The sequence below is a fragment of the Paraburkholderia tuberum STM678 genome (genome assembly GCF_902833905.1).
GTDB classification, from domain to species: Bacteria; Pseudomonadota; Gammaproteobacteria; order Burkholderiales; family Burkholderiaceae; genus Paraburkholderia; species Paraburkholderia tuberum.
Map to the genome: position 1 here is coordinate 14,930 of NZ_CADFGP010000010.1, position 21,352 is coordinate 36,281.

Annotated in this window: 14 protein-coding genes and 1 pseudogene; 2 read left to right on the forward strand and 13 right to left on the reverse strand. The window is 64.3% G+C overall.

What is annotated here, in order from left to right; genetic code table 11:
• Positions 1-6 precede the first annotated feature (6 nt).
• The gene (locus HWY30_RS10830; protein ID WP_244144867.1) at positions 7-1,128 is read right to left on the reverse strand and encodes a type IV toxin-antitoxin system AbiEi family antitoxin; all 1,122 of its coding nucleotides are present in this window, start codon (positions 1,126-1,128) and stop codon (positions 7-9) included.
• Positions 1,129-1,558: 430 nt separating this feature from the next.
• On the opposite strand from HWY30_RS10830, the pseudogene HWY30_RS10835 reads away from it, so the two are divergent.
• Positions 1,559-2,241, forward strand: a pseudogene (locus tag HWY30_RS10835) (IS630 family transposase); the annotation flags it as partial.
• Between the two features lie 291 nt (positions 2,242-2,532).
• Positions 2,533-3,576, forward strand: coding sequence for a type VI secretion system protein TssA (tssA, locus tag HWY30_RS10840; RefSeq protein WP_090804278.1), 1,044 nt, complete (start codon positions 2,533-2,535; stop codon positions 3,574-3,576).
• A gap of 65 nt (positions 3,577-3,641) precedes the next feature.
• Here tssA and HWY30_RS10845 read toward each other — a convergent pair whose 3' ends face one another.
• The 12 genes from HWY30_RS10845 to tssH form a co-directional block, all read right to left on the reverse strand.
• Positions 3,642-3,995 (reverse strand): hypothetical protein, encoded by a 354-nt coding sequence (locus tag HWY30_RS10845; protein WP_143037153.1) that lies wholly within the window; start codon positions 3,993-3,995, stop codon positions 3,642-3,644.
• Positions 3,992-4,162 (reverse strand): hypothetical protein, encoded by a 171-nt coding sequence (locus HWY30_RS41045; protein WP_167368640.1) that lies wholly within the window; start codon positions 4,160-4,162, stop codon positions 3,992-3,994. Before HWY30_RS41045 ends, HWY30_RS10845 begins: the two co-directional genes overlap by 4 nt.
• Positions 4,163-4,310: 148 nt before the next feature.
• The gene (locus tag HWY30_RS10855; RefSeq protein ID WP_090804275.1) at positions 4,311-5,030 is read right to left on the reverse strand and encodes a PP2C family protein-serine/threonine phosphatase; all 720 of its coding nucleotides are present in this window, start codon (positions 5,028-5,030) and stop codon (positions 4,311-4,313) included.
• Positions 5,027-6,538 (reverse strand): type VI secretion system-associated protein TagF, encoded by a 1,512-nt coding sequence (gene tagF / locus HWY30_RS10860; protein WP_090804273.1) that lies wholly within the window; start codon positions 6,536-6,538, stop codon positions 5,027-5,029. Before tagF ends, HWY30_RS10855 begins: the two co-directional genes overlap by 4 nt.
• The gene (gene tssM / locus HWY30_RS10865) at positions 6,535-10,131 is read right to left on the reverse strand and encodes a type VI secretion system membrane subunit TssM (protein WP_090804271.1); all 3,597 of its coding nucleotides are present in this window, start codon (positions 10,129-10,131) and stop codon (positions 6,535-6,537) included. The genes tagF and tssM overlap by 4 nt, the downstream gene beginning before the upstream one ends.
• Before the next feature lie 4 nt (positions 10,132-10,135).
• Positions 10,136-11,536, reverse strand: coding sequence for a type IVB secretion system protein IcmH/DotU (gene icmH, locus HWY30_RS10870; protein WP_244144868.1), 1,401 nt, complete (start codon positions 11,534-11,536; stop codon positions 10,136-10,138).
• Entirely contained in the window at positions 11,533-12,870 is a 1,338-nt protein-coding gene (gene tssK, locus HWY30_RS10875) for a type VI secretion system baseplate subunit TssK (RefSeq protein WP_090804269.1), read from the reverse strand. The genes icmH and tssK overlap by 4 nt, the downstream gene beginning before the upstream one ends.
• Before the next feature lie 105 nt (positions 12,871-12,975).
• Positions 12,976-14,571 carry a type VI secretion system-associated FHA domain protein TagH gene (gene tagH, locus HWY30_RS10880; RefSeq protein WP_090804268.1) on the reverse strand — a complete coding sequence of 532 codons (1,596 nt, stop codon included), beginning with the start codon at positions 14,569-14,571 and terminating at the stop codon, positions 12,976-12,978.
• Entirely contained in the window at positions 14,568-15,122 is a 555-nt protein-coding gene (locus tag HWY30_RS10885) for a DUF6931 family protein (protein WP_090804266.1), read from the reverse strand. The genes tagH and HWY30_RS10885 overlap by 4 nt, the downstream gene beginning before the upstream one ends.
• On the reverse strand, positions 15,119-17,005 hold the full coding sequence (gene tssI / locus HWY30_RS10890; RefSeq protein ID WP_167368639.1) for a type VI secretion system tip protein TssI/VgrG: 1,887 nt from the start codon (positions 17,003-17,005) through the stop codon (positions 15,119-15,121). The genes HWY30_RS10885 and tssI overlap by 4 nt, the downstream gene beginning before the upstream one ends.
• 389 nt (positions 17,006-17,394) lie before the next feature.
• Positions 17,395-18,399 carry a TcdA/TcdB catalytic glycosyltransferase domain-containing protein gene (locus HWY30_RS10895; RefSeq protein ID WP_090804262.1) on the reverse strand — a complete coding sequence of 335 codons (1,005 nt, stop codon included), beginning with the start codon at positions 18,397-18,399 and terminating at the stop codon, positions 17,395-17,397.
• A 64-nt stretch (positions 18,400-18,463) separates the two neighbouring features.
• Complete coding sequence (tssH, locus tag HWY30_RS10900; protein WP_090804260.1) at positions 18,464-21,268, reverse strand: type VI secretion system ATPase TssH; 2,805 nt, start codon at positions 21,266-21,268, stop codon at positions 18,464-18,466.
• Between the last annotated feature and the right edge of the window lie 84 nt (positions 21,269-21,352).

Sequence of the window (21,352 nt, forward strand, 5' to 3'; positions counted from 1 at the left end):
ATCGAGCTATCCGGCGGAATGTCCGACGTTCGTCTGACCGGCCGGCGTCCGATGCAGGGCTGCCGGTGCGACGGCCTGGCCAACAAGCCCATCCGGCTGCCCCTTGGACGGGCGCAGCAGCTTTTCCTCACAACGCGCAGGCCGCAGGTCGAGGCGTGTCACGTTGGCGAGATGGCCGAGTAAGAACGCGTGATAAAGAACGAAGAGGCGCTTTATGGTGGTCACCGCTTTCCCGTAACGGTTATCAGTTGCGTGGTGCGCTGGTAGGGCGGGATCCGCAGGCAAGCGGTGACGCTTCGCGAGTGCCATCGTCACATCCGGTCTTGCCGACGGTTCGACATAAAGCGTTTGCGCGGCCGGCCGAAGCTGCCCTGTCAGTTTTGCGGCAGCAACCTCCCCGCCCCACCACGCCTGCCCTGCAGGAAGCTCGGCATGCTGCCACCACGATGGATCGCCTACTGCGAACCGTTGCACGTTGAGCTTCGGCAGCAGGCGAAGCAGATGGTTGATCGCCCACTCTTCCCTGAGCGCCGCAGGATCGAGCAATCGCCGGTCGTCCGTGCCCGCCAGCAAGCCGCCCTCACGCAGGTCGTCCAGCACACTGCCAACTGTGCCAAGCGCCACACCAGCCGCTGCCGCAATTTCCCGGTATGGACGGTTAAGCAACTCTGGAGCAGATAACAGCACAAAAATCATTCTGAGCGCAGAGGCGCTCGCGGAGATGGCGGGCTTCCCCGATTTCGATGTCAAACGCCTGATCTCGGAGTTCGCGGGCCTGCCTGTTACAAGTCTGTACTGGCCAGGCGCGTGCACGTACAGATTACCGGCCAGATCGATGAGCTGCAGGTCATGCTCGACGCATTCCTCCGCCAACGCAAGCGTCAAATAGGCAGTGGCCAGCAGGACTGGAAAAGCCGCGGTGCGGTTCTTCGCCACAAGGACGCTCACTTGCGCCCGCGATCTTATCCGGCCTCGGGCCGCGAGCGTGTATTGCTGGACCGCGCCGCTCACATCGAGCGTCAGCTTCCCCTCCTTGGTCAAACCATCACTTCGCCCAGCCGGACGAAAGCCGATAACACTCAATGGAACGCGGCTGCGCCGGGTTGCGTCGCTGATAAGCTGGTTCACACTTTATGAACGCATAAAAAATCTGAACATCCCCTGACTTCCCTGCGGCACGTGTGGGCGCAGGGGAACCGTAACCTGAAACATCCATCACTGTATCGTCGCATTGCGTTTGCGCAAAAAGCGTCACAATTTCAAGCGAGCCGCAAAATGAGTACGTAAAGAAGTACGCGTTAAGGGCGACTTTTAAAAATAATCGTTAAAAATCAATGCACTACAAGACAAATGCGAGTCCTCTCCTGGGCACCACAAGTTCTTCCGGCGTAAGCCGGAGTAAAGGCCTACGACAGAACAACGTCTGACGACGATCGTCGCAGGGTCATGCAGGATTGGGCCGACTACATTGATCGACTATTGATTTTTCCGTAAATCATGACAACCGTTGAGCGTCTCAAGCGTTATATTTTCAGGACGGTCCTGGAGACAAGTTGGCATGGCGCAACGGCGAATGAGCGAAGCAGCAAAGAAGCGATTGAAGGCGGGTCGGCTGCTGCTGGCGGGCAAGGGCTGCGCCGAGGTGGCGTTGGCGGTGGGTGTGGCTCGGCAGACGGTGTACACATGGAAGCGGCTGCTCGATGAAGGCGGCATCGATGCGCTGCGAGAGGTGCGCGAGCGAGGGCGGCCGGCCCAACTCGATGAGCAACAGTTGGCGGCTGTTCGCGCCGCCCTGCTGCAAAGCCCCGTCGAGCATGGATTTGGCACTGAACTGTGGACTCTCAAGCGTGTGGGCGCGGTCATCGAACGCATGCACGGCGTTCGCTTTGGCCAGACGCAGGTTTGGCGCATCCTGGGCTCACTGGGCTTTAACCCGCAAAAGCCCGAGAAGCGGGCCATCGAACGCAACGAGGATGCCGTGCGCAACTGGAAGCGCCGCACCTGGCCGGCCCTTAAAAAAAAGCCCGACGAGAAGGGCGGCTGATTGTCTTCGTGGACGAGTCCGGCATCAGCGAGCGCCCGACCAGAGTCCGCACCTGGGCGCCCAAGGGACAGACGTCCATCATCCAGTTTCACTTCAACTGGAATCACGTCTCTGTCATCGCCGGGCTCACGCGCACCAACTGTTTGTTCCGGCTGCACGAGGGGAGCATCAAGAAGGAAGAGATCGTCCAATTCCTCGGCCTTCGATCATTGCCGCTTGCTGGATGCAGGCTACGCTGTGGTGACGTCATGAATTATGGAACTCTCAAATAAACGCGCGCCAGCGATTTTCGAACCCAGGTTCTACGTCTTGCAAGGGAGCAAGCGCCTGGCGCTCGGTAGCAAAGCGTTCGATCTGCGTACCAGGCTGACGATCAGTTGAGACGGAATAACTACGGGGCACTAGCTGTTGTCCGTTTGATGCCGCGCGCTCGTTGGACGCGCCCTGTCGTTGTAGTCTCAGCGCCCTTCCTTTTTCGCCAGCCAATCATGACGCCATTCGATCCAGATCACCTGCTCCGCCCCATCGATGACAGCACGCCGACAGGCGAGAACCTCGAATACGATCCAGAATTCATCGCGCTGGAGCGGCTCGCCACACCGACATCCGAGCGGGCGATGGGCGACAGCCTGAAGGCCGCCGTAGAACCGGACTGGGATAAGGTGGCAACCGCCGCCGAGGCTTTGTTCAACCGTACCAACGACCTGCGTGTGGCCATCCATCTGACCGCCGCCTCGACCCGCATTCATGGCATTGCAGGCTGGAGCGCCGGTCTGGGGCTGGTTCGCGGTCTGCTGGAACGTTACTGGGAAGCGGCGCACCCGCAATTGGACGCCGCCGACGACAACGACGCTACCGCGCGCACCAACGCGATCATGCCGCTCGGCGATCCCCGGAGCGTACTCGCCTATTTCCGCAACGCGCCCTTCGTGAGCTCACCGCGACTCGGCCGCTTTTCGTTGCGCGATCTGCGTATCGCGACGGGCGCAATCACCCCCCCACCCTCTGCGGAGGGCATGCCTGCGCCCACGCTGATCGATCTCGAAGCGTGCTGCATGGATTGCCCCGAACACCAGTTGCCCGATGCGGCCGCAGCACTCGCGATAGCGCTAGAGCACGCGCGCGCCATTGATGCAATTGCGAGCGAAAAGCTGGGTACCGCTGGACCCGATCTGGGCCACCTGACCGACGATATCGAAGAGTTGAAGAAGTTTGTCGATGCACAGTTGGCGCGGCGCTTTCCAGAGCGCGGCGAAGCGCTCGCCGCCGGACTGGTGCCGACCGGCGAAGACGCGCCCACGAACCCTGCCCCTCGGCGCGATAGCGGACGAATCCAGGGACCCGATGACGTCGTCCGGTGCATCGACGAAATCTGCGACTACTACGAACGTCACGAACCGTCCAGTCCGCTGCCGATCCTGCTCAAGCGAGCCAGACGTCTGGTCGGCAAGCGCTTCGCGGAGGTCCTTCAAAACATCGCGCCCGGCGGCCTCGCAGAACTGCAGACGCTATCCGGGCCGGACGAAGAATAATCCCTGCAGATCGGCGCAACATTGAGCGGCTGTTGCGCTCGGACTGGCTGCTTCGAAAACGCGGCTCAATAGGCGAAGACAAACCAGCAAAACAGCATGACGCCCACCGCGGCCACGCCGAGCAGCACGGCGGCCCACGCGGCGAGCGGTCGCGCACCGAGGTCCGTGCGCACTGCCCCCCCTTCAGCACTTGCCGCACTTCCGGCATCGTGACCTTCCGCCAATACGTCCGGCTGTTGCATGACGCCCGACAGCACGACCCGCCGCACGGTGTCGCCTGTACCCGCAGTGTCCCGCCCCAGCGATTCGAACAACATGCGTCGGCGGTACCGGTATTCGTTGCGCTGAATCCGCTGTAGTCGATGGGCTTCGTCGAGCGCGCGCAACGCGTCGTTGACCTGCTGCTCGTCCACACTCATGCCTGCTGCCTCCTCGGTCGCAGCCACTCGCACTGCACGACATCCTGCCCATCCGGATCGCTGCGGACCGACAGCGCGGGCGGCACGATAGTCATGCCGTGGTTGCGGCGCACGGATGCCGATAACGCACCGGCCATCTGTGCGGACGATGAAGTGGTGGAACTCACGCCAGTTCTCGCGGGTGCCGACCCGCTGCGAAGAACGTCGATCTGACGCTCACAACGTGTCCTGAAAGCGTCGGATAGCGCGGCCAGCTTCAGCGTGCGCCCGTGATAAGCGGAAGGGATGGGGTCCGGATGGTTCATGGCGGAAATTTCACGATGCTTCGAGCCGCACGATGACGGCGGAAATGTTGTCGCGCGCGCGACGCGCAAGGGCGAGCTCGAACAGGCGCTCGATCTGCCGGCGTGGACTGTGCTGCTCGCGACAGGCGGCGGTCAATTCGCCATCACTCAGCTCCTTGTTGACGCCATCCGAGCACAGCAGGAACTGCATGCCGGGCCGGCTGCCGGCCATGGCCCAGTCGACGTAGAGCGTCTCGTCGACGCCGACCGCCCGGGTCAGCACGCCAGTGCCCACGCCTGCCGGCGCGCGTGGTCCGAAATGCGTGATGTCGACCGCTTGACCATGCACGTGGTCGCGAGTGAGTTGCGTCAGTGCGCCGTTTTCCTGAACGTACACGCGGCTATCGCCGACCCAGCCGCACAGCACGAACTGCTGGTCATGCACCAGCAGCGCGATGGTCGAACCGATCACGTCGGTTTGTCGCGCGACGGCGGCCTCGCGCAGTTCGGTGTTCACCTGCTGCAGGCTGTCTTCGATCGCAGCAATGAAGTCGAAGACGCTGCCTTCGCGCGTCAGCGCACCAAGGCGTTCGATGATCAGCGTGCTCGCGTAGTCGCCGGCCGAATGGCCGCCCAGACCGTCGGCCACAGCCCACAGTCCGAGGTCCTCGCGAACCAGAATCGCATCTTCATTGCGGCGGCGCACCTTGCCTGTCTCGGTGTGGCCGGCGGAGCAACAATGCGTCGTCATGAGCCGGCTTCAATCACGGCCAGCGGCCATTGCGCGGGCTGCGTGCCTAGGCCCGCGCACATCGCGAGATGCAGGCGGGCGTCCTCGTTCGTGGTCAATGCCAGCGCCTCGAACAGACACGCGTGCGGAAGCTGGATGAGCGCGCGGGTGACGAGCAACAGCAGGCGATCGTCATCCTCGAGCGTGATGCACGCTTCGTCGCAATCCGGCTCTTCGGAGGCGCCGATGCCGGGCATCGCGAGCCATGCATCGCCGAACAGCAGATCGTCAAATTCGCCGCCCGCGCCTGCCGCCCGCTCGACGAACAGTGGTTGCAACTGGCCGCGCCGCCAGTGCCAGGCTGCTGCGGCGCCGATCCGCAGCAGTCGCACCTGCGCTGCGTCAAAGCGCGCGACGAGGGCAGCGCCGTTTGCTGCCGCTGCGTAACGCGCATCGTGCGCATCGTGCGCATCGTGCCGGGCGCCGCGCAGTTGCGCGTGCAGCGCCAGCAGGCCGGTCCGCAGACTGGGCAGATCCGCGGCACTGCGCTGCGCCGTCTCGCGGATGGCGCGCGCTGCACGTTGGTGCGAGTGAGACGGGCCGTCATCGGCACTCAGCACCAGCGTGCGGCCGTCGTCGAGTAGCAGCAGCGCATCGCTGGCATCTGCAGCGTGACCGGCTGCCGACGAACCGACGGGCAACACTCGATCATCGTGACCATCCTGCGCGTGCAGACCGGATTGCCCGGCAGCGATCTCTTCATCGCCCAGCAACGCAACAGACTCCCACTGACGAGCGGATGCCGAGCCGAACTCGCGCAGCGCATCGCCCATGTCACCCATGTCGCCCACGTCGCCCGCCCTCGACACCACCGGCTCCAGTAGCGCTGCGTAGCTCAACGGCAAACCTCGCGTCGCCAACAGGCACGCAGCACGTTCGGTCCACCAGAGGCACCACGGCCCCGGCCGCTTGCCGAGTTGCGACCATGCCTCGGCCAGCACCATCCCAACGGCCGCGCTTTCGGGCATCGCCAGTCGCCATTGACCGCCGTCCCACGGCAGCGCGCGCCAGAACGCAGCCATGTCGGTCGCAGGTCGCACGTGCGTCAGCGGACCGGGCAACGCCGCCACGCGCACATCGAAGGTGTCGACGCTCACGACCTCGTGCTGCGCACTGCGATAGACGCACTCGAGCGCGTCGAACCACGCGTGATTGCCGAGCACGGTCGCGACATCGCCGCCACAGGGCGCAGCCAGTACCATCGGAAAGGCGCGGCCGAGCCGATCGACGGCCGGTCCGATCAGACCGCACCACGCGACGTTGCCGCACACCGGTGCGGGCAGCACGAAGCGCCACGCCGCGCCCTGTCGCCATGCGGCGTCCCAGTGCGCTCCGAGTTCGCGGCGCCCGGTTTCGACCGCGCGCTGGAAGTCACGGTCCCAGCCTTCGACGAACACGGACGGCAGCCGTCGCTGAACAAAATCGCCCGCGCTGGGCAACTTCCCGAAGAAGCCGACTCCACCGTTCATCGCGGACACCTGAAACGACGGACTTCGTCGTTGAGGAACGGGTTCTTCAGACTCGCGGGCGCGATCGGCAGCTTCACTGCATGGCCGCCGAAGTCGAAGGTCGCGAGATAGCGCAGGTCGCTTTGCTTTTGCAGGCGGGCCGCATCGAGCGCGTGGAAGAACGCCCAGTCGCCATTGAATTTCAGCGGCGTGCCGACCGGCTGGCCGGACGTATCGAACGCACTGACGACCACGTGTCCGGGCTGCGGTCCAGGCCACGTCATCGATATGCTCGGGGGGCCGTTTGCCGCGTAGTCGTACTTCTGCCCGTCGATTTCGACGGTCAGCTTCGCGATTGCCGGATCGAGCTGCGGCGCGAGCAGCGTAAAGCCGACCTGCAGTTGCGCGCCGTTGCGGAAATAGATCTGGCGGATCGCGTCGGCACTCTGCGCTTCGCTCAGCACGGCGTCGGGGCCGGCCGGCGCGCCGGGCTTCCAGCGCCAGTTGCGGCCACTCGTGTCGACTGATTTCGCGAGCGTCGACTTGAAGAAACTGTCGAACCGTCCGCCATTGCCGAACAGCTCGGCGAAGTTCTGCACGGGGATGTCCGATGCACGGTTCGACGCAAACGGATAGCGGCCATCGACGAAGCTCGCGCAATCGTTGCCCGCTGCCTCGCGAAACTGGCTGGCGAGCGCGGCGCTGCTTCCGCTCGCGACCAGATCCGCACTCTTGCCGGTGAGGCCGGAAATCAGCGAAGCCACCTGCGGCGGCAACTGGTCGCTCTCCTGGCGCGCCGCGAGCACGGCCGGATTGTTCTGCGCGCCGGGTGCGCTCAGGTCAGTCATCGTCAACAGGTTCTTGCCGAGCTGGTCGAGCACGGTGGACATCTGATCGAGCGGCGTCGAACCCGGCGTGCCGACGCTCATCTGGTTCAACTGCGCGAAATGCGCCTCGATGGCGGCGCCCGGCTGGCTGGCCGGCGCTTCGCCCGAACCCGGTTTGGTGCTTGCGATGCCGTTGGTCGTGGTGCCGTCCGGCAACGTCGCGCCCGCATCGCGCAATTCGCCGGCAAGGCGCGTGTTCGCAGCGCGTCTCGCGACCAGGTTCTCGCCTACAGACGCCGCCTGCGCGCCCACCGCCGAAGCCGACAAAACCGATGAAGCCGAAGTTGCACCGTCAGCCGTGGCGCCGCGCAACATGTCGCTGGTGTTGTCACGCACGAGATGCAGCAGCGCTTTCAGCGGCGAACTCGGACCCGACAGTTTCGCGGCCAGCGCACTCGCGCCCTGGATGTCAGACACCGGCTGAAGTTGCAGATCGGCGAGCAGCGCGTCCCACGCCTTGATGTAGTCCTGCTCATACAGCGCCAGCACCTGCTGTTCATAGCGCGAGCGCGCGAGCGGATCGATGCGGCTGGCGTTGAAGACCCAGTAGTCCTTCACGAAGCCGTCCACCGATCGATCGATTCCGCCGTTCACCTCGGCGGCGAAAACCGGCCTCGTGAACAGCGCGGGGAACGGTTGCGAAAGCGGCGCGCCACTCTTGCGGCGAAACACGCTGCCAAGCAGTCCGAGCGACTGGTCGAGTCGCACCGGCGGCGCCCCCGAACGCCCGGCGTCGAGCTGGACGCTGCCGTAGATCAGCGTCGCGAGATCGGCGGTCTTCAGCGTCGCGCGCGCCTGATCGATCAGCGCGTTGTCGAGCGTCAGCGCACGCGGCTTCGCCGGATCGTCGACCAGCGCGGAAAAGTGTTTGTCGAGCGCGTTCTGGATCGCCGGGTCCTGCGGGAACATGCGTTGCCATTCGATGCGCGCGAGCGCGGCCAGCTCGCCGGGATCGAGATGCTGCGGCTGGCCGAGCATCAGATAGCCCTTCAGGTAGTCGTAGAGTGCCTGCGGAGCGTTGGCACTGGCGTTGAGTCCTTCCCGAAAGCGCACGCCGACGCCGGGCAGCAAGGTGCCGTCGAGTTCGCGTAGATACGCGGCGTGCACCTGCTCGAACAACGCGTGGCCCTGGAACAGGCCGAAGCGCATCAGCCAGGGCACGTGGCCCTGATACTGGCCCGCGACGCCCTGCGCGCCCGAGATGACTTCGAGGCGCGCGAGCGCACGCGCGAAATACGTCTTGAGATCCGGTGCGCCGGCGAGGCTGCTGGCTGGCGGCAGGTCTTCCAGCGTGTCCTGCACCTGCGCGACGTAGAGACGGTTGCGCGTGTAACTGGTGGCGAAGCCGGTGATCAGCAGCGCCGTGACGAGTGCGATGCCGATATACATCGCGGCCTGCATCAGCAGCTTCTGCCGTTCCAGCCGCGGATTGGTGCCGGCGAGGCCCGACTCGCGGAACAGCACTTCCTTCAGCAGCCGTTCGACGAAAAAGGTCCGGCGTTGCGTGCCGCCGCCCTGCACGCGCGCCACGTCGACGCCGAAGGTGCGCGCGACGGCGCTCAGCATGCGGTCGATCGGCGCGCCGTGCTGGGTGCCGGAGGTCAGATAGGCGCCGCGCAACAGCGGCGCTGCGCCGTACTGATGACGCCCGAACGCGCCTTCGACGAACTGCCGCGCAATGTCGCGAAACGCGCCGAGCTGCTGCGGAAAGCTGAGCACGGCGGCGCGTCGGCTGCGATCGCGCTCCCCATGCAGACGCTCGATCACGCGCGTATTCAGACGCTCCAGCAACAGGTCGAACTCGCCCGCGAAGCGCGCGCAGGCGCTACCGTCGATACTCGTGTCGACGGGAAACGTCATGCCCCAGACCTGAATGCGCAGATCGGGCCCGAGATCGTCGAAGAACTCGGTGAAGCCCGCCACGAGATCGCACTTGGTGAACACGAGATACACGGGCACCGCCACCTTCAGGTGCTGCGCGAGTTCGTCGAGGCGCCGGCGCACGGTGCGGATGTGCTGTTGACGCGTGTCTTCGTCGAACGTCAGCAGATCGGACACACTCATTGTCACGATCACGCCATTCAGCGGACGGCGTCGCCGATAGCGGCGCAGCAGCGACAGAAACGCCTGCCATGCGGACGCGTCGGCGGCCGCATCGGAGTCCTGCGTCGTGTAGCGGCCCGCGGTGTCGAGAAACACCGCTTCGTCGGTGAACCACCAGTCGCAGTTGCGCGTGCCGCCGATGCCGCGCAGCGCCTCCTTGCCGAAGCGTTCCGAGAGCGGAAACTCGAGCCCGGAATTCTGCACCAGGGTGCTCTTGCCCGAGCCCGGCGGACCGATCACCACATACCACGGCAGCGCGTAGAGATTGCTGCCATTCCTGCGGGTCTTGCGCAACATATCGATTGCTTCGCGAAAGCGACGCTGCAACTGCTCGCGTTCGGCGCTGCCGGGTTCGTCGAGCGGAAGCTGCGCGTCCTGTCCAGCCAGCTCGCCGGACAGTTGCGACGTCTTGCGCCGCGCGCGCCATTGCATGACCTGTTCGACCAGCAGCCAGCCGAGCACAATCGCGAAGATCAGCGCCAGCCGGGCCGCGGCGCTCGCGAGCGGTTGCCGTTCTCCGATCCCGAGATAGGGGGCGCCCAGCCAGATCAGCGCAGCGATCAATAGCAATCCGATCGCGACGGTGAACCACCGGGACGTCACCCAGGTTTTCAGCGTGTTCATGGGTTCAGTGCTCCGGGATATACAGGATTTCCACGCGACGGTTGCGCGTGCGGTTCGCCGGCAGATCGGCCGGCGTCGCGATCGGCTGCGACGAGCCAGCGCCGCTCGCTTCGAGACGATGCGGATCGTCGAGCCCCTGCGCGAGAATCTGCTGCGTGTTCTGCGCGCGCGCCGTCGACAGCGCGAAGTTGTCCTTGAAGGTCAGCGAACGCACGGGCTGGTCGTCGGTGTGGCCGACGACGATCACCCTGCCCTTCACCTGATTCAGCGCCGACGTGATCCGGTGCAGGAGCGACACCACGTCGGGCGCGATGTCGGCGCCGCCCGACGGGAACAGTTCGGCGGCGGCGAGACGCACCGTGGCGCGGCCATCGGGTTGTTCGTCGACGCTCAACTGGCCGGCCTGTTCCTGTGGCGCGAGCAGTTGCTTGAGCGTCACGCGCGCGGCCGTGGGCGCGGGCGTCGCGACGGTTTGCGGCGGCGGCGTGTTCTCGAGACCGATCGCGGCAAGCTGTGCGCCGACTGGCGCAGCGAGCGCGTTGAGCTTCGTGAAAAACACCAGGAATGCACCCAGCAGCACGACGGCCGCAGCCGACGCGGCGACCCACATCGGCACATGCCGCATCACCGGATTGCGGCGGTCTTCGACGCCGCGCCAATGCGGCGCCAGTTCCGCAGCGGGCGCTTCGCGCAGCCCGCGAATGCGCCGATAGAGATCATCCTGAATGTCGGCCAGGCGCGCGAGGCCGCCTGGTTCCACGAGATAGCGTCCGCCGAAGCCCAGCGCGAGACAGATGTACATCAGCTCGATCAGATCGAGATGGCGCGAGAAGTCGACGCTCAGGCGATCGAGAATCTGGAAGAACTTCGCGCCACCGTAGGCCTCGCCGTGGAATGTCACGAGCAGCGTCTTTTGCGCCCAGCCGCTCAGGTCGCCCCACGGCGCATTGTTCACCGACTCGTCGAGCATCGTGCATAGCACGTAGCGCGCTGCCACGATGGTTTGCGTGTCGATGCCCGCGCCCTGTGCGTAGCGCTCGAAGCTGCGCACCTGTGCGACCGCCTGTTCGCGCAGACGGCCGACGTCGGTGGGCGGCGCAACGCTGTGCCGCAATTGCACCGTCAGCAGCAGCAGCGGATTGGCCGCACGGACGAGCGGATTGGCGACACCGCTCAGGAAGTCGCCCAGCTCGGCGCGCAGCGGCGGCGGGCCAGGCGGCTGCGATGGCCGGTTTGCCGGCATCACGCGCGAAGTGGGCGATGCCGGCCGCACGATGCGCGTGAGCTCGCCGGCGTCGGTGTTGAGATCGGCGTTGGGATCGCCGTTGACGGCGCGCTGCGGGTGCACCATCGTCGCATCGCCGCGCCGGGTTGCGTCGGCGGAACGGTCGTTGGTGGTATTCATGCGCGTACCGCCCACAGTTGCAGGTCGAGACCGGCGAAGCCGCTGCCGAAGTGCATCGCGATGCCGCCGGACGTCTTCAACATGCGCCACATCGGCGAGTTTCTGTCGCACTCGAAATAGAGGAAGCCCGACATGTAGGGCAACTGGCGCGGCGCGACCGCCATCGGCGATACGCCGATGCCCGGCAGTTGCAGGTTCACCAGATCGCGGATCTTTTCGACAGGACCGATCTTCGATTGAGTCGGCAGTTGCCGGCGCATGTCTTCGGACTTCAGGTCGGCCTTCGCGGCGAGCACGAAGCTCGCCGTATCGAGCAGCGTGAGATCGGCCACCATGCCGACCCACACGCCATACTTGCGCTGCTGCAGCGGAATCGCGACAGCACTCTGTTCGAGCACCGCGCTCAACGCGATGCGCAGCGCCGCGATCACCGGCTCGAAGCTTTCGCGCAGCAGTTCGTGCCGATACGGCGGAAAAGCCTGCGCGCGCTTGCCCGGCGTCGTGAATGTAGCCAGCTCGCCGGCCAGTTCGAGCAGCAGCCGGTAAAGCGCTTCGGGGTGCAGCAGCGGCGCCTCGGCAAGATGCGCGACGAGCGGCTGATAGCGGTTGATCACCTGCAGCAGCAGAAAGTCCGCGATTTCCGCGGCACCGCCGCGATCGGTCTCGCTCACACGTCCTGCGAGCGCCTCGCCGCGCTGATGCAGCAGGCCTAGCAGCTCGGACAGGAAGGTGACGAGCCGCCCGGCCGCTTCGGTGCTCTGCGAGGTCGGCACGAAGCCATCGTCGAGGATCACCCGCCGATCGGCTCGGCATTCGACGACCCGTGCCAACGGAATCCGCATCAGGCCTTCCATCGGCTGCAATTCGGGTAAAAGACGTGTGCTCATGCCCGCGACTTCGAGCGCAGTGACGCCTTCCATGCTGCCCGACGCATCGCGCACTTCGGTTTCGCGCACGCGATAGCGGAACAGTTGATCGCTGCCGGCGCCGGGCCATGCGCTGTCCGGCTGCGTGGGCGAACGCAGCGGCAAGGTCAGATGAACGATCTGGTCGCGCCAGTTCGCATCGATATCGAGCGGCGGCGGCAGTGGATCATCGCCGGGCATTGCGAACGGCGTGCCGTCGGGAAACACGCCGCGTGCGCGCTTGATGCCGAGCTTGCCGATTGCGAGCAGGTCGCTTTCCAGTTCGAGTTCGTGAAAGCCCCATGCGTGCGGACGCAGATTGCCCGCGCGCAGCTCCACGTAACGCTCGAAATAGCGTTCCTGCTGCTGCATGTGCTGCGGCCTGAGGAACAGGCCTTCGCTCCATACCACCTTGTTGCTCTGGGTCATGTCGGTGAACCGGATAGGGGTTGTCACACGTCGCGCGACGAGTGCGGGTCGCGACGGCCTCGGGCCTCGCCGCACCGCGTTACGCCGGCGGGTCGCGTTGGCTGGTTACGTTGGCTCGTTGCGCCGCCTTTTCAGGCGTCCGAGCTGTTCTTCGTAGGCGCGCGCGAATTCATCGCCGAAAAGCCGCCTGAAGCATTCATCGGGATTGCTCGTGACTTCTTCAAACTGTTCCTTGTAGCGCTCCCAGTGACGCGGCCGGCCACCGAGCGGCAAACGGCGCACGCTGCCTTCGGCTTCCCGTTCGATCCTCGCCGGATCGAAATGCGCGAGCAGCGACTGGAACGCGGAACGCACGCCAGCAAGCATCGCCATCTGGTGATTGCGGATGTCGTCGGCGGCATCGTTCAGCGCGGCGTTGCCGCGGAGGAAGCCGCCATCGGGCGGCGCGAGCAGCCTCGTGACGGCTTCCTGCGCGGTCGGCGCGAACTTCAACGGGTTGTTTTCAGAACGCTGGATCAACGTCGCGGGCAGCCGGAAGCTGTTCTTCAGTTCGGCGCGCGCGCGTAGCACGTCCATCATCGCGTCGACGGCAATGTGGAACATTTCCATCAATTCGGGAGCGTCTTCGCCGGCGGGCGACGGGGCGGCAGAGGCGAGCGGAGCCGTCGGAACCGCAGGCACTGCCGGCGATGCAACTGCCGCAGCGATCACGACGGGTGTTGTGTCCGGCGACGCGTGCGAATGCATCGGCGTTTCCGACTGCGTTTGATTTTGCGGCGGCACCTGCGTCGGCGTCGATGCGTGCGTTGGCGCAACCGCGAATGGTCCGGTCAGATCTCCCGACCAGCGTTGCTGTCGCGGCGACGGTGCGGGCACAAGCGCCGGGATCCCGCCAGTCGTCATGGACACATCTTCAGAAGGTTCGAACCGCCCCTGCCCGGAACGCGCGGCGACCAGGCTCGCGGTGGCGTCCCAGTCTTCCGGGAGCACGGGCCCGCCAAGCCGTGCTGCCTCGGCCTGCGGCGGCCGGAAGCGGTCGGCCGCCGCAGGCGTGTGGTTCCAACCGGGCGCGGACGATACGCGAGGCAGCGGTTCGTCGGCGTAGGACGATGGCACATCGAACAACGCGAGTGGATCGAGACTCGCACCCGGCGCCGATCCATCGGCGACGCCCGGAATCAGGCCTTCGGCCTCGCCCGCATGCTCCTGCGCCGGGGTAGCGCGCCGTAGCGCGAGCAGCAGGCTCAGGTCCAGCGGACCCCTGTTTTGCGCAGGCGCAGGCGCCGGTGCGCAGGCAGGGGCCGGCGCGGCAGCAACGAAAGACGCGGTGCGCCCCGGATCGACCGAGCCGGCCCGCGGGTCCGGTTCGGTCGCACCGTTGCCGCTCAAGCGCACGCTGACATCGAACGTGTCGATCTGCAAGCGGTCGCCTTGCTTCAGGGCGGCCGGATCGCCTTTTCGCAGTGGCGCGCCGTTCAGCGACATGCCGTTCGTGCTGCGGTCCTCGATGAAATACATGCCGTTCAGGTAGCGCACCAGCGCGTGCAGACGCGACACGCCTTCCGTGCCCAGCACCCAGTCGCACTCGTCGGAACGGCCGATGCTGCCATCGCGGCAGTCGAACACCTGCTCGCGGCTTGCGTCGAAGCCGCCGGTCCCCTCGCCTTCTATCGAGAGAATCAGCCTCTGCGCGGCGCTCATTGCATACCTCCATCGATACCTTCAGGAACACTCAGCAGACCCAGCGCATCGCGCACGAACGCGGCACGGCGTGCATCGAACCGCGCGGGAACCAGCGCGGCCATGTAGCTCACCGCGGCCGTCGCCGCGATCGCCGTCAGATGCTCCGGCGGCGGCGTCGGCCGCTCGTGCTCCGGATTCAGGTTGCCGCCCGACCAACCTGCGGCGGCAGCCGTCCATGCACCGATCGTCCGGTAGCGATGCGTCTTCGCGAACGCGAGCGCCGCGGCGCGTTGCGCTTCCATGGGATCGCGCACCCACGCTTCCGCGAGTTCGAGACCAGCGCGGTCGTGTTCGTCGAGCGTCTGACGGCGGCAGCACTGGCACGCCCACGCCACCGCATAACGGCGCGGCAGAAGCCGACCAAGCAGGCTCAACGCATCGGCTGAATGTCCGGCGTCGAGCAATGTCTGCACCGCCGAACGCGCCGCCATCGACGGCCGCAGGCACGCTTGCGCGCGCGTGGACAGCCGCATCTGGCGCGCTGCTTCGAAAATCGACGGCGTGCTCATAAGATCATCGGAGCCGCGCCGCCCAGTACCGCCGTCGCGGTCCCGATCAACTGCAGGTTGGTGGACTGCACGAGGCAATCGGCCTCGGACAGGATTTCCATCGCCGCGATCGAACTCATGTTCAGATTCGCTTTCGAGTTGATTTCCATCGCAAGACCCGATGCCATCGTCACGTTCATCTCTCCGTTAAGCGAGATGCTGGTGCCTTGAATCGCGATCTCGCCGCTGCTGTTCATCGTGATGCTGGCAAGTCCGGTGACCAGCCTGATCTGGTTGCCCGCCGTCAGCGTGTAGTTGCGCGCGACCTGTACATCGTGGTCGTGCTCCGACTCTTCGCGCAGATCCTTTTGCGCGTGAATCAGCACCTGCTCGCGGCCCACCCGGTCTTCGAAGCGGATCTCGTTGTAGTCGTCACTACCGCCACCTTCGTGGCTGCGGCTTTTCACACCGCTTTGGGTCTTGTTGTCCGGCAGGTTGTACGGCGGCATGTTGTCGGCGTTGTAGACACTGCCGATGATCAGCGGCCGGTCCGGATTGCCGTCGAGAAAGCTGACCACCACTTCCTGTCCGACGCGCGGGATGAACTGTGCGCCCCAGCGCTTGCCGGCCCACATCTGCGCGACCCGCACCGGGCACGAGTTCCGCGCGTTCGGTTTGCCCTGACGATTCCAGAAGAACGTGACCTGCACGCGGCCGTATTTGTCGACGGCGATGTCTTCGGGCGTATCGCCGTACACCACCGCCGTCTGCAGGCCAGCGATCACCGGACGCGGCGTCGTCGGCATCGTGCGAAACAGCCGGCGGCTGCGGATCGCCTTGAAGCCGCACTTGAACGGCGCCTCGCCATCGTCTCCACCGCCGCCCGCCGAGTAGTCCGGCTCGACGAGGCGCGTCACCGCGTCGATCACGAGGTATTCGTGATTCGCGTCGGCAAGCGGAAAGTCCTTGAGCCTGAACAGCGCACCCGTGGCGAGACCACAGGCGTCGGTGTGGCCGGCGCTCATCGCGAGCGGCACATTCAACGCATCCGCGCGCACCTGCGCGTAGCGCTGGCCGTCGGACAGACGCTCGTCGTAGCCAACGTAGTCGTACCCATAGTCGTAGATGTCGAGGCCGCTCACGTTGTGCGCGTCCTCCATGTCGGTCAGCTCTTCGGTGGCAAGCAGCGATGCTTTCGGCTTCAGATAGTCGTAGTCGTCGAGCTGCACTTTCGTCGCGTTGACCGCGCGAGAGGTCGCCCAGTCGCTGATCGACGCCTTCATGCGCTTGCCCCGCCCGATCGGCGGCGCATAGGGAATCTGCTCGAAGCCAGCCACGCTCGAGTGTGCGCCGAGCGCATCGGCGAGCACCATCGTGTGCGTGCTCTGCGTATGCGTGAAGAAGTAGTAGATGCCTTCCTGCTCCATCAGCCGGCTGACGAAGTCGAAGTCGCTTTCGCGGTACTGCACGCAATAGTCGCGCGGCGGATAGCTACCGCTGAGGCTCACCTTCAGATCGCTATAGCCGATGTCGCCAAGTACCGACTGGACGATCTGCGGCACACTCATGCTTCGATAGATGCGGCAGTCGCGTCTGCGCGTCGCCAACCACGGTTTCGGCACGAGCGTGAACGTGTAGACCGCATAGCGCACGTTGTCGATGTTGACGAAGCCGCCTTGCTCGCCTTCGCGGACAATCGCGTTGAAGTAGCGCGTATAGCCTTGCGGCGTGACAAGCTTCACCGTCATCGGCGTGCCTAGCAGCGAACGCAGATCGACTTCCGCGTTCTTGCTGATCGCTTCGAGCCGATATGAAAACAGCCGACCGAGCGACTCGGTCGCGGTCATGTTTGCGAACAGGAGACTGCTGCCGAGACTGGAAGTGAGTGTGATTGCGTGGGCCATGACGTGATCTGCGAACCTTCTTTACGTTGCGGGTAAGTCGTACTGGACGGAAAGCCGCAGCGCGGTGATCGAACCGGTATCGGCGCCGCTGTTGCGAACCGGACGCCTCCAAGTTGACGGTTTTTGCCTGCTGGCATCGCTCCATCTCCCGGCGCGATTAGTACGCCCTTTGGCAAACAGAACACCCGGCCCACGCGATCTATTCCTTCGCCATGGCGCAAATGAATTTGATATAGGTCTCCTTATAGGTCTCCTGAGTGAGCGGATCCGAACCCTTATTGACCAGTTGCCGCGAATTGTCCACCGGGTCGTTCGCGACCACGGGACGGTCGTCCTGCGTGTTATGGATCAACCCGATATTGACGTGATCCCGGATTCGCTCGAAGAACTCATACGCCAAGCCAATCGTGAAAGTAACTGTCCGTGACCTTGTGCATGGGGAAGTACCAGTTATCTCGCATGAAAAGATTGTTCTGCAGTTTCTGATCCGAGGTCTGAGTGCGGACTTGCTCCTCGAACATTTTGTCCCGGACCTTTTTGAAGCCTGAACTCTCCGCTGCTGCCGTTGGTCCCGTCATTCTGATCGTGCTCGTCCGGACGTCATTCATATATTCTGTTCGCAGATCATCGCTGGTCTTGATCGATCTGAAGTTGCTGTGTATGAGCGATTTGTAGGACTTCAAGCCACCGCTGCCAGCGTGACTCGCAATGATCGAGTTGCTGATCGATGGCGTCTGGTCGCCTCTGACGTGCTGTTCCCACCAGTTTGGATTCACCCAGTCGCTCTCGCTTATTCCCTGATACCAGGCGGGATGCACGGCGGAGAATCGCGGGTAAGACTGGTGGCAGATGATCTCCCCCAAGGGACTGACGCAGCTGACGTCGGTATCGACATAGAGACCGCCATGCTGAAGAAGAATCTCGATTCGCAGAATATCGCTGGCCGAACCGAAGTTGGCTCCGCGATTGACCAATTCGCGTCGGTAAATCGTAGAGTTCTTACCCATCTTTAAATCATGCTGCACCTCGCGCAGCTTGAGCCTGTTCTGCTCGCAGAAGTTTATGATCGAGTTGACCTGCCGGCCCCGCATTCCACGCAAATCCTCGCCGCGCATGTTCAGATACTGATTCAGATATCTCATCGTTGCCGAATCGCCCCCGTCCTGACCCAGACGTTGAGCCACCTCATCCCATTGGTTCGGAGTAGTGCTGGCATTGTGTTGTACGCTGATCTGGCGGCGACGTTCGCCTGTCAGTAACTGATTGGCGTCAATCCAGAGATTCACCTCCCAATCGGGGTTCAACCTTGGAAACGTTATGATGCAATCGCGGTTTCGTTGCGGGATATCGCCGCCAATCCAGATAATATGAATTATCTTTGGAATAGCTTTCACGTTTTGAACTCCTCGTAAAGGTCAATTTCTTTCGACCGCCTCAGCATGTGCCGCCCCGGTCACACTAATCAGGAATGCTGGGAATCGCGGCGATGAGCGGCGCACACTCGTCGAAGCGATACGCAAAATCGCCGTCCTCGACGCTCACGCCAACCCGCTCGATCGCGACGCCGTCGATCATGCGTGCGAGAAACTCGCGGCTGATCGCAGGCAACATCGTGTTGGTCAGAATCGCATCGATCATCCGGCCACCCGATTCGCTCTCCGTGCAGCGACTCACGACCAGTTGCGCCACGGCGTCGTCATAGTCGAGCGGCACGCGATAGCGATCCTCGATACGCCGCTTGATGCGATCCAGTTGCAGTCTCACGATCTTCGCGAGCATCGCGCCACTGAGCGGGAAGTAAGGAATCGGCACGAGCCGGCCTAGCAGCGCGGGGGGAAACACCTCGAGCAACGGTTCGCGCAGCGCTTTGGCGAGGCCCTGCGCATCCGGCATCAGCTCCGGGTCCAGGCACAGGCCGGCGATCAGATCCGTGCCGACGTTCGTGGTCAGCAGGATCAAGGTGTTCCTGAAATTGATCGAGCGGCCTTCACCGTCATCCATCACGCCCTTGTCAAACACCTGAAAGAAGATTTCGTGGACATCGGGATGCGCTTTCTCCACTTCGTCGAGCAGCACCACCGAATACGGCTTACGCCGCACGGCCTCGGTCAGCACTCCGCCTTCGCCATAACCGACATAGCCTGGCGGCGCGCCCTTCAGCGTCGAAACCGTGTGCGCTTCCTGAAACTCGCTCATGTTGATCGTGATCAGGTTGTGCTCGCCGCCGTACAGCGCCTCGGCGAGCGCCAGCGCGGTCTCGGTCTTGCCAACGCCCGACGTGCCGGCGAGCATGAACACGCCGATCGGACGGTTGGGGTTGTCGAGACCGGCGCGCGATGTCTGGATGCGCCTGGCGATCATCTCCATCGCGTGGTCCTGACCGACGACGCGCTCGCACATCAGGTCGGCGAGATTCATCACGGTCCGCAGTTCGCTACGAACCATGCGCCCGACCGGAATGCCGGTCCAGTCAGCGACGACCGACGCGACCGCCTGGTAGTCGACATTCGCCAGGATCAGCGGGTTTTCGCCCTGCCGCTCGGCGAGCTGCGCCTGCAGTTGTTTCAACTCGGCAAGCACCTCTGCCCTCGTGTCATCGTCGAGCGCCGGCAGCGCGAACGAGTTGGTCGATGCGTCGGACTTCGCGTCGCCGTGCGCGGTCGGTTCCCGCGCACTGCCGGCGCTCTCGCCCGGCGCGGCCTCGCCTCCTAGCCGCGCGCGCAACGCCAGAATCTGCTGGACCAGCGATTTCTCGTTGTCCCACGCGGCTTCGAACTGCTGCAACCGCAGCCGTTCCGCTTCGAGCGTCGCTGAAGCCAGCGACTCGCGAGCCTCCACCTCCATGCCGACGCTTTTCTCGCGCGCGATGATCGTCTGCTCGGTCTGCAGCGCCTCGATCCGCTTGAGTGTGTCGTCGATTTTCGCCGGCACCGCGTGCTGGCTGATCGCGACACGCGCGCACGCGGTATCGAGCAGGCTCACGGCCTTGTCCGGCAACTGACGCGCGGGAATATAGCGATGCGACAACTTGACGGCTGCTTCGAGCGCTTCGTCGAGAATCTGCACACGATGATGCTGCTCCATCACGCTCGCGGTACCGCGCATCATCAGGATGGTCTTCTCTTCGCTCGGTTCGTCCACCTGCACGGGCTGGAAACGTCGCGTCAGCGCCGGATCCTTCTCGATGTGCTTGCGGTATTCGGCCCAGGTGGTCGCGCCGATCGTGCGCAGATTGCCGCGCGCGAGCGCGGGCTTGAGCAGGTTCGCCGCGTCGCCGGTGCCCGCCGTACCGCCCGCGCCCACCAGCGTATGCGCTTCGTCGATGAACAGGACGATCGGCTTGCGCGAAGACTGCACTTCGTCGATCACCTGACGCAGGCGGTTTTCGAACTCGCCCTTCATGCTCGCGCCGGCCTGCAACAGGCCGATATCGAGCGCACGTACCTGCACGTTGCGCAATGGCGGCGGCACGTCGGCACGCGCAATGCGCAGTGCGAACCCCTCCACCACAGCCGTCTTGCCGACGCCCGCTTCGCCGACCAGCATGGGGTTGTTCTGGCGCCGGCGCATCAGTACGTCGACCAATTGGCGAATCTCGGCGTCGCGGCCCACCACCGGGTCGATCTTGCCGTCGCGCGCCTGCGCGGTCAGATCGACCGTGAACTGCTGCAACGCCTGTTGCCTGCCCATCTGCGCGGGCGCCATCGCACCGCTGCTCTCGCCCGGCGCAAGCTCGCCGGACGCAACCGCGCCGGCACGAAACCCGTCGGTGGCAAGCTGGCCGTCTTCCGGCGAGCCTTCGACGATGCCGGCGAAGTCGTCGGCCAACGTCTCGGCGCGTAGCTTGTCGAATTCCCCCGAGACATCGAGCAATGCGTGGCGCAAGTGTCGCGTACGCAAAAGGCCGACGATCAGATAGCCGGTGCGCACCTGGGCTTCGCCGAACAGCAGCGTAGCGAATACCCAGCCGCGCTCGACCGCTTCTTCCACCTCGGCCGACAGATCGGAGATGCTCGTACTGCCGCGCGGCAAACGTTCGAGTGCGACCGTGACGTCGCGTGCAAGGTGCGACGGATCCAGGCCGAAATGCCTGACGATGCGATGCAGATCCGAATCCTGCAGCTGCAGGATCTGATGAATCCAGTGCGCCAGTTCGACGTACGGGTTGCCGCGTAGCCTGCAGAACACGGTAGCGCTTTCGATACCCCGATAGGCCAGCGCGTTGAGCTTGCCGAACAAGGCGCCACGACTTATTTCAGCCATGATTCCAATCCTGTATGACCAGAGGCGGCCGCGAAGCAGTCGCCAGTTCAGTTGAAAGATGCCCGGACATGCGTACGCCGGACT

Excerpts from the sequence above, each read along its gene's own strand:
- tssK (WP_090804269.1), bottom strand. The coding sequence starts at position 12,870 with ATGACCCAGAGCAACAAGGTGGTATGGAGCGAAGGCCTGTTCCTCAGG.
- icmH (WP_244144868.1), bottom strand. The coding sequence starts at position 11,536 with ATGAATACCACCAACGACCGTTCCGCCGACGCAACCCGGCGCGGCGAT.
- HWY30_RS10855 (WP_090804275.1), bottom strand. The coding sequence starts at position 5,030 with ATGACGACGCATTGTTGCTCCGCCGGCCACACCGAGACAGGCAAGGTG.
- tagF (WP_090804273.1), bottom strand. The coding sequence starts at position 6,538 with ATGAACGGTGGAGTCGGCTTCTTCGGGAAGTTGCCCAGCGCGGGCGAT.
- HWY30_RS10845 (WP_143037153.1), bottom strand. The coding sequence starts at position 3,995 with ATGAGTGTGGACGAGCAGCAGGTCAACGACGCGTTGCGCGCGCTCGAC.
- tssI (WP_167368639.1), bottom strand. The coding sequence starts at position 17,005 with ATGGCCCACGCAATCACACTCACTTCCAGTCTCGGCAGCAGTCTCCTG.
- tssH (WP_090804260.1), bottom strand. The coding sequence starts at position 21,268 with ATGGCTGAAATAAGTCGTGGCGCCTTGTTCGGCAAGCTCAACGCGCTG.
- tssM (WP_090804271.1), bottom strand. The coding sequence starts at position 10,131 with ATGAACACGCTGAAAACCTGGGTGACGTCCCGGTGGTTCACCGTCGCG.
- HWY30_RS10885 (WP_090804266.1), bottom strand. The coding sequence starts at position 15,122 with ATGAGCACGCCGTCGATTTTCGAAGCAGCGCGCCAGATGCGGCTGTCC.
- tagH (WP_090804268.1), bottom strand. The coding sequence starts at position 14,571 with ATGAGCGCCGCGCAGAGGCTGATTCTCTCGATAGAAGGCGAGGGGACC.
- tssA (WP_090804278.1), top strand. The coding sequence starts at position 2,533 with ATGACGCCATTCGATCCAGATCACCTGCTCCGCCCCATCGATGACAGC.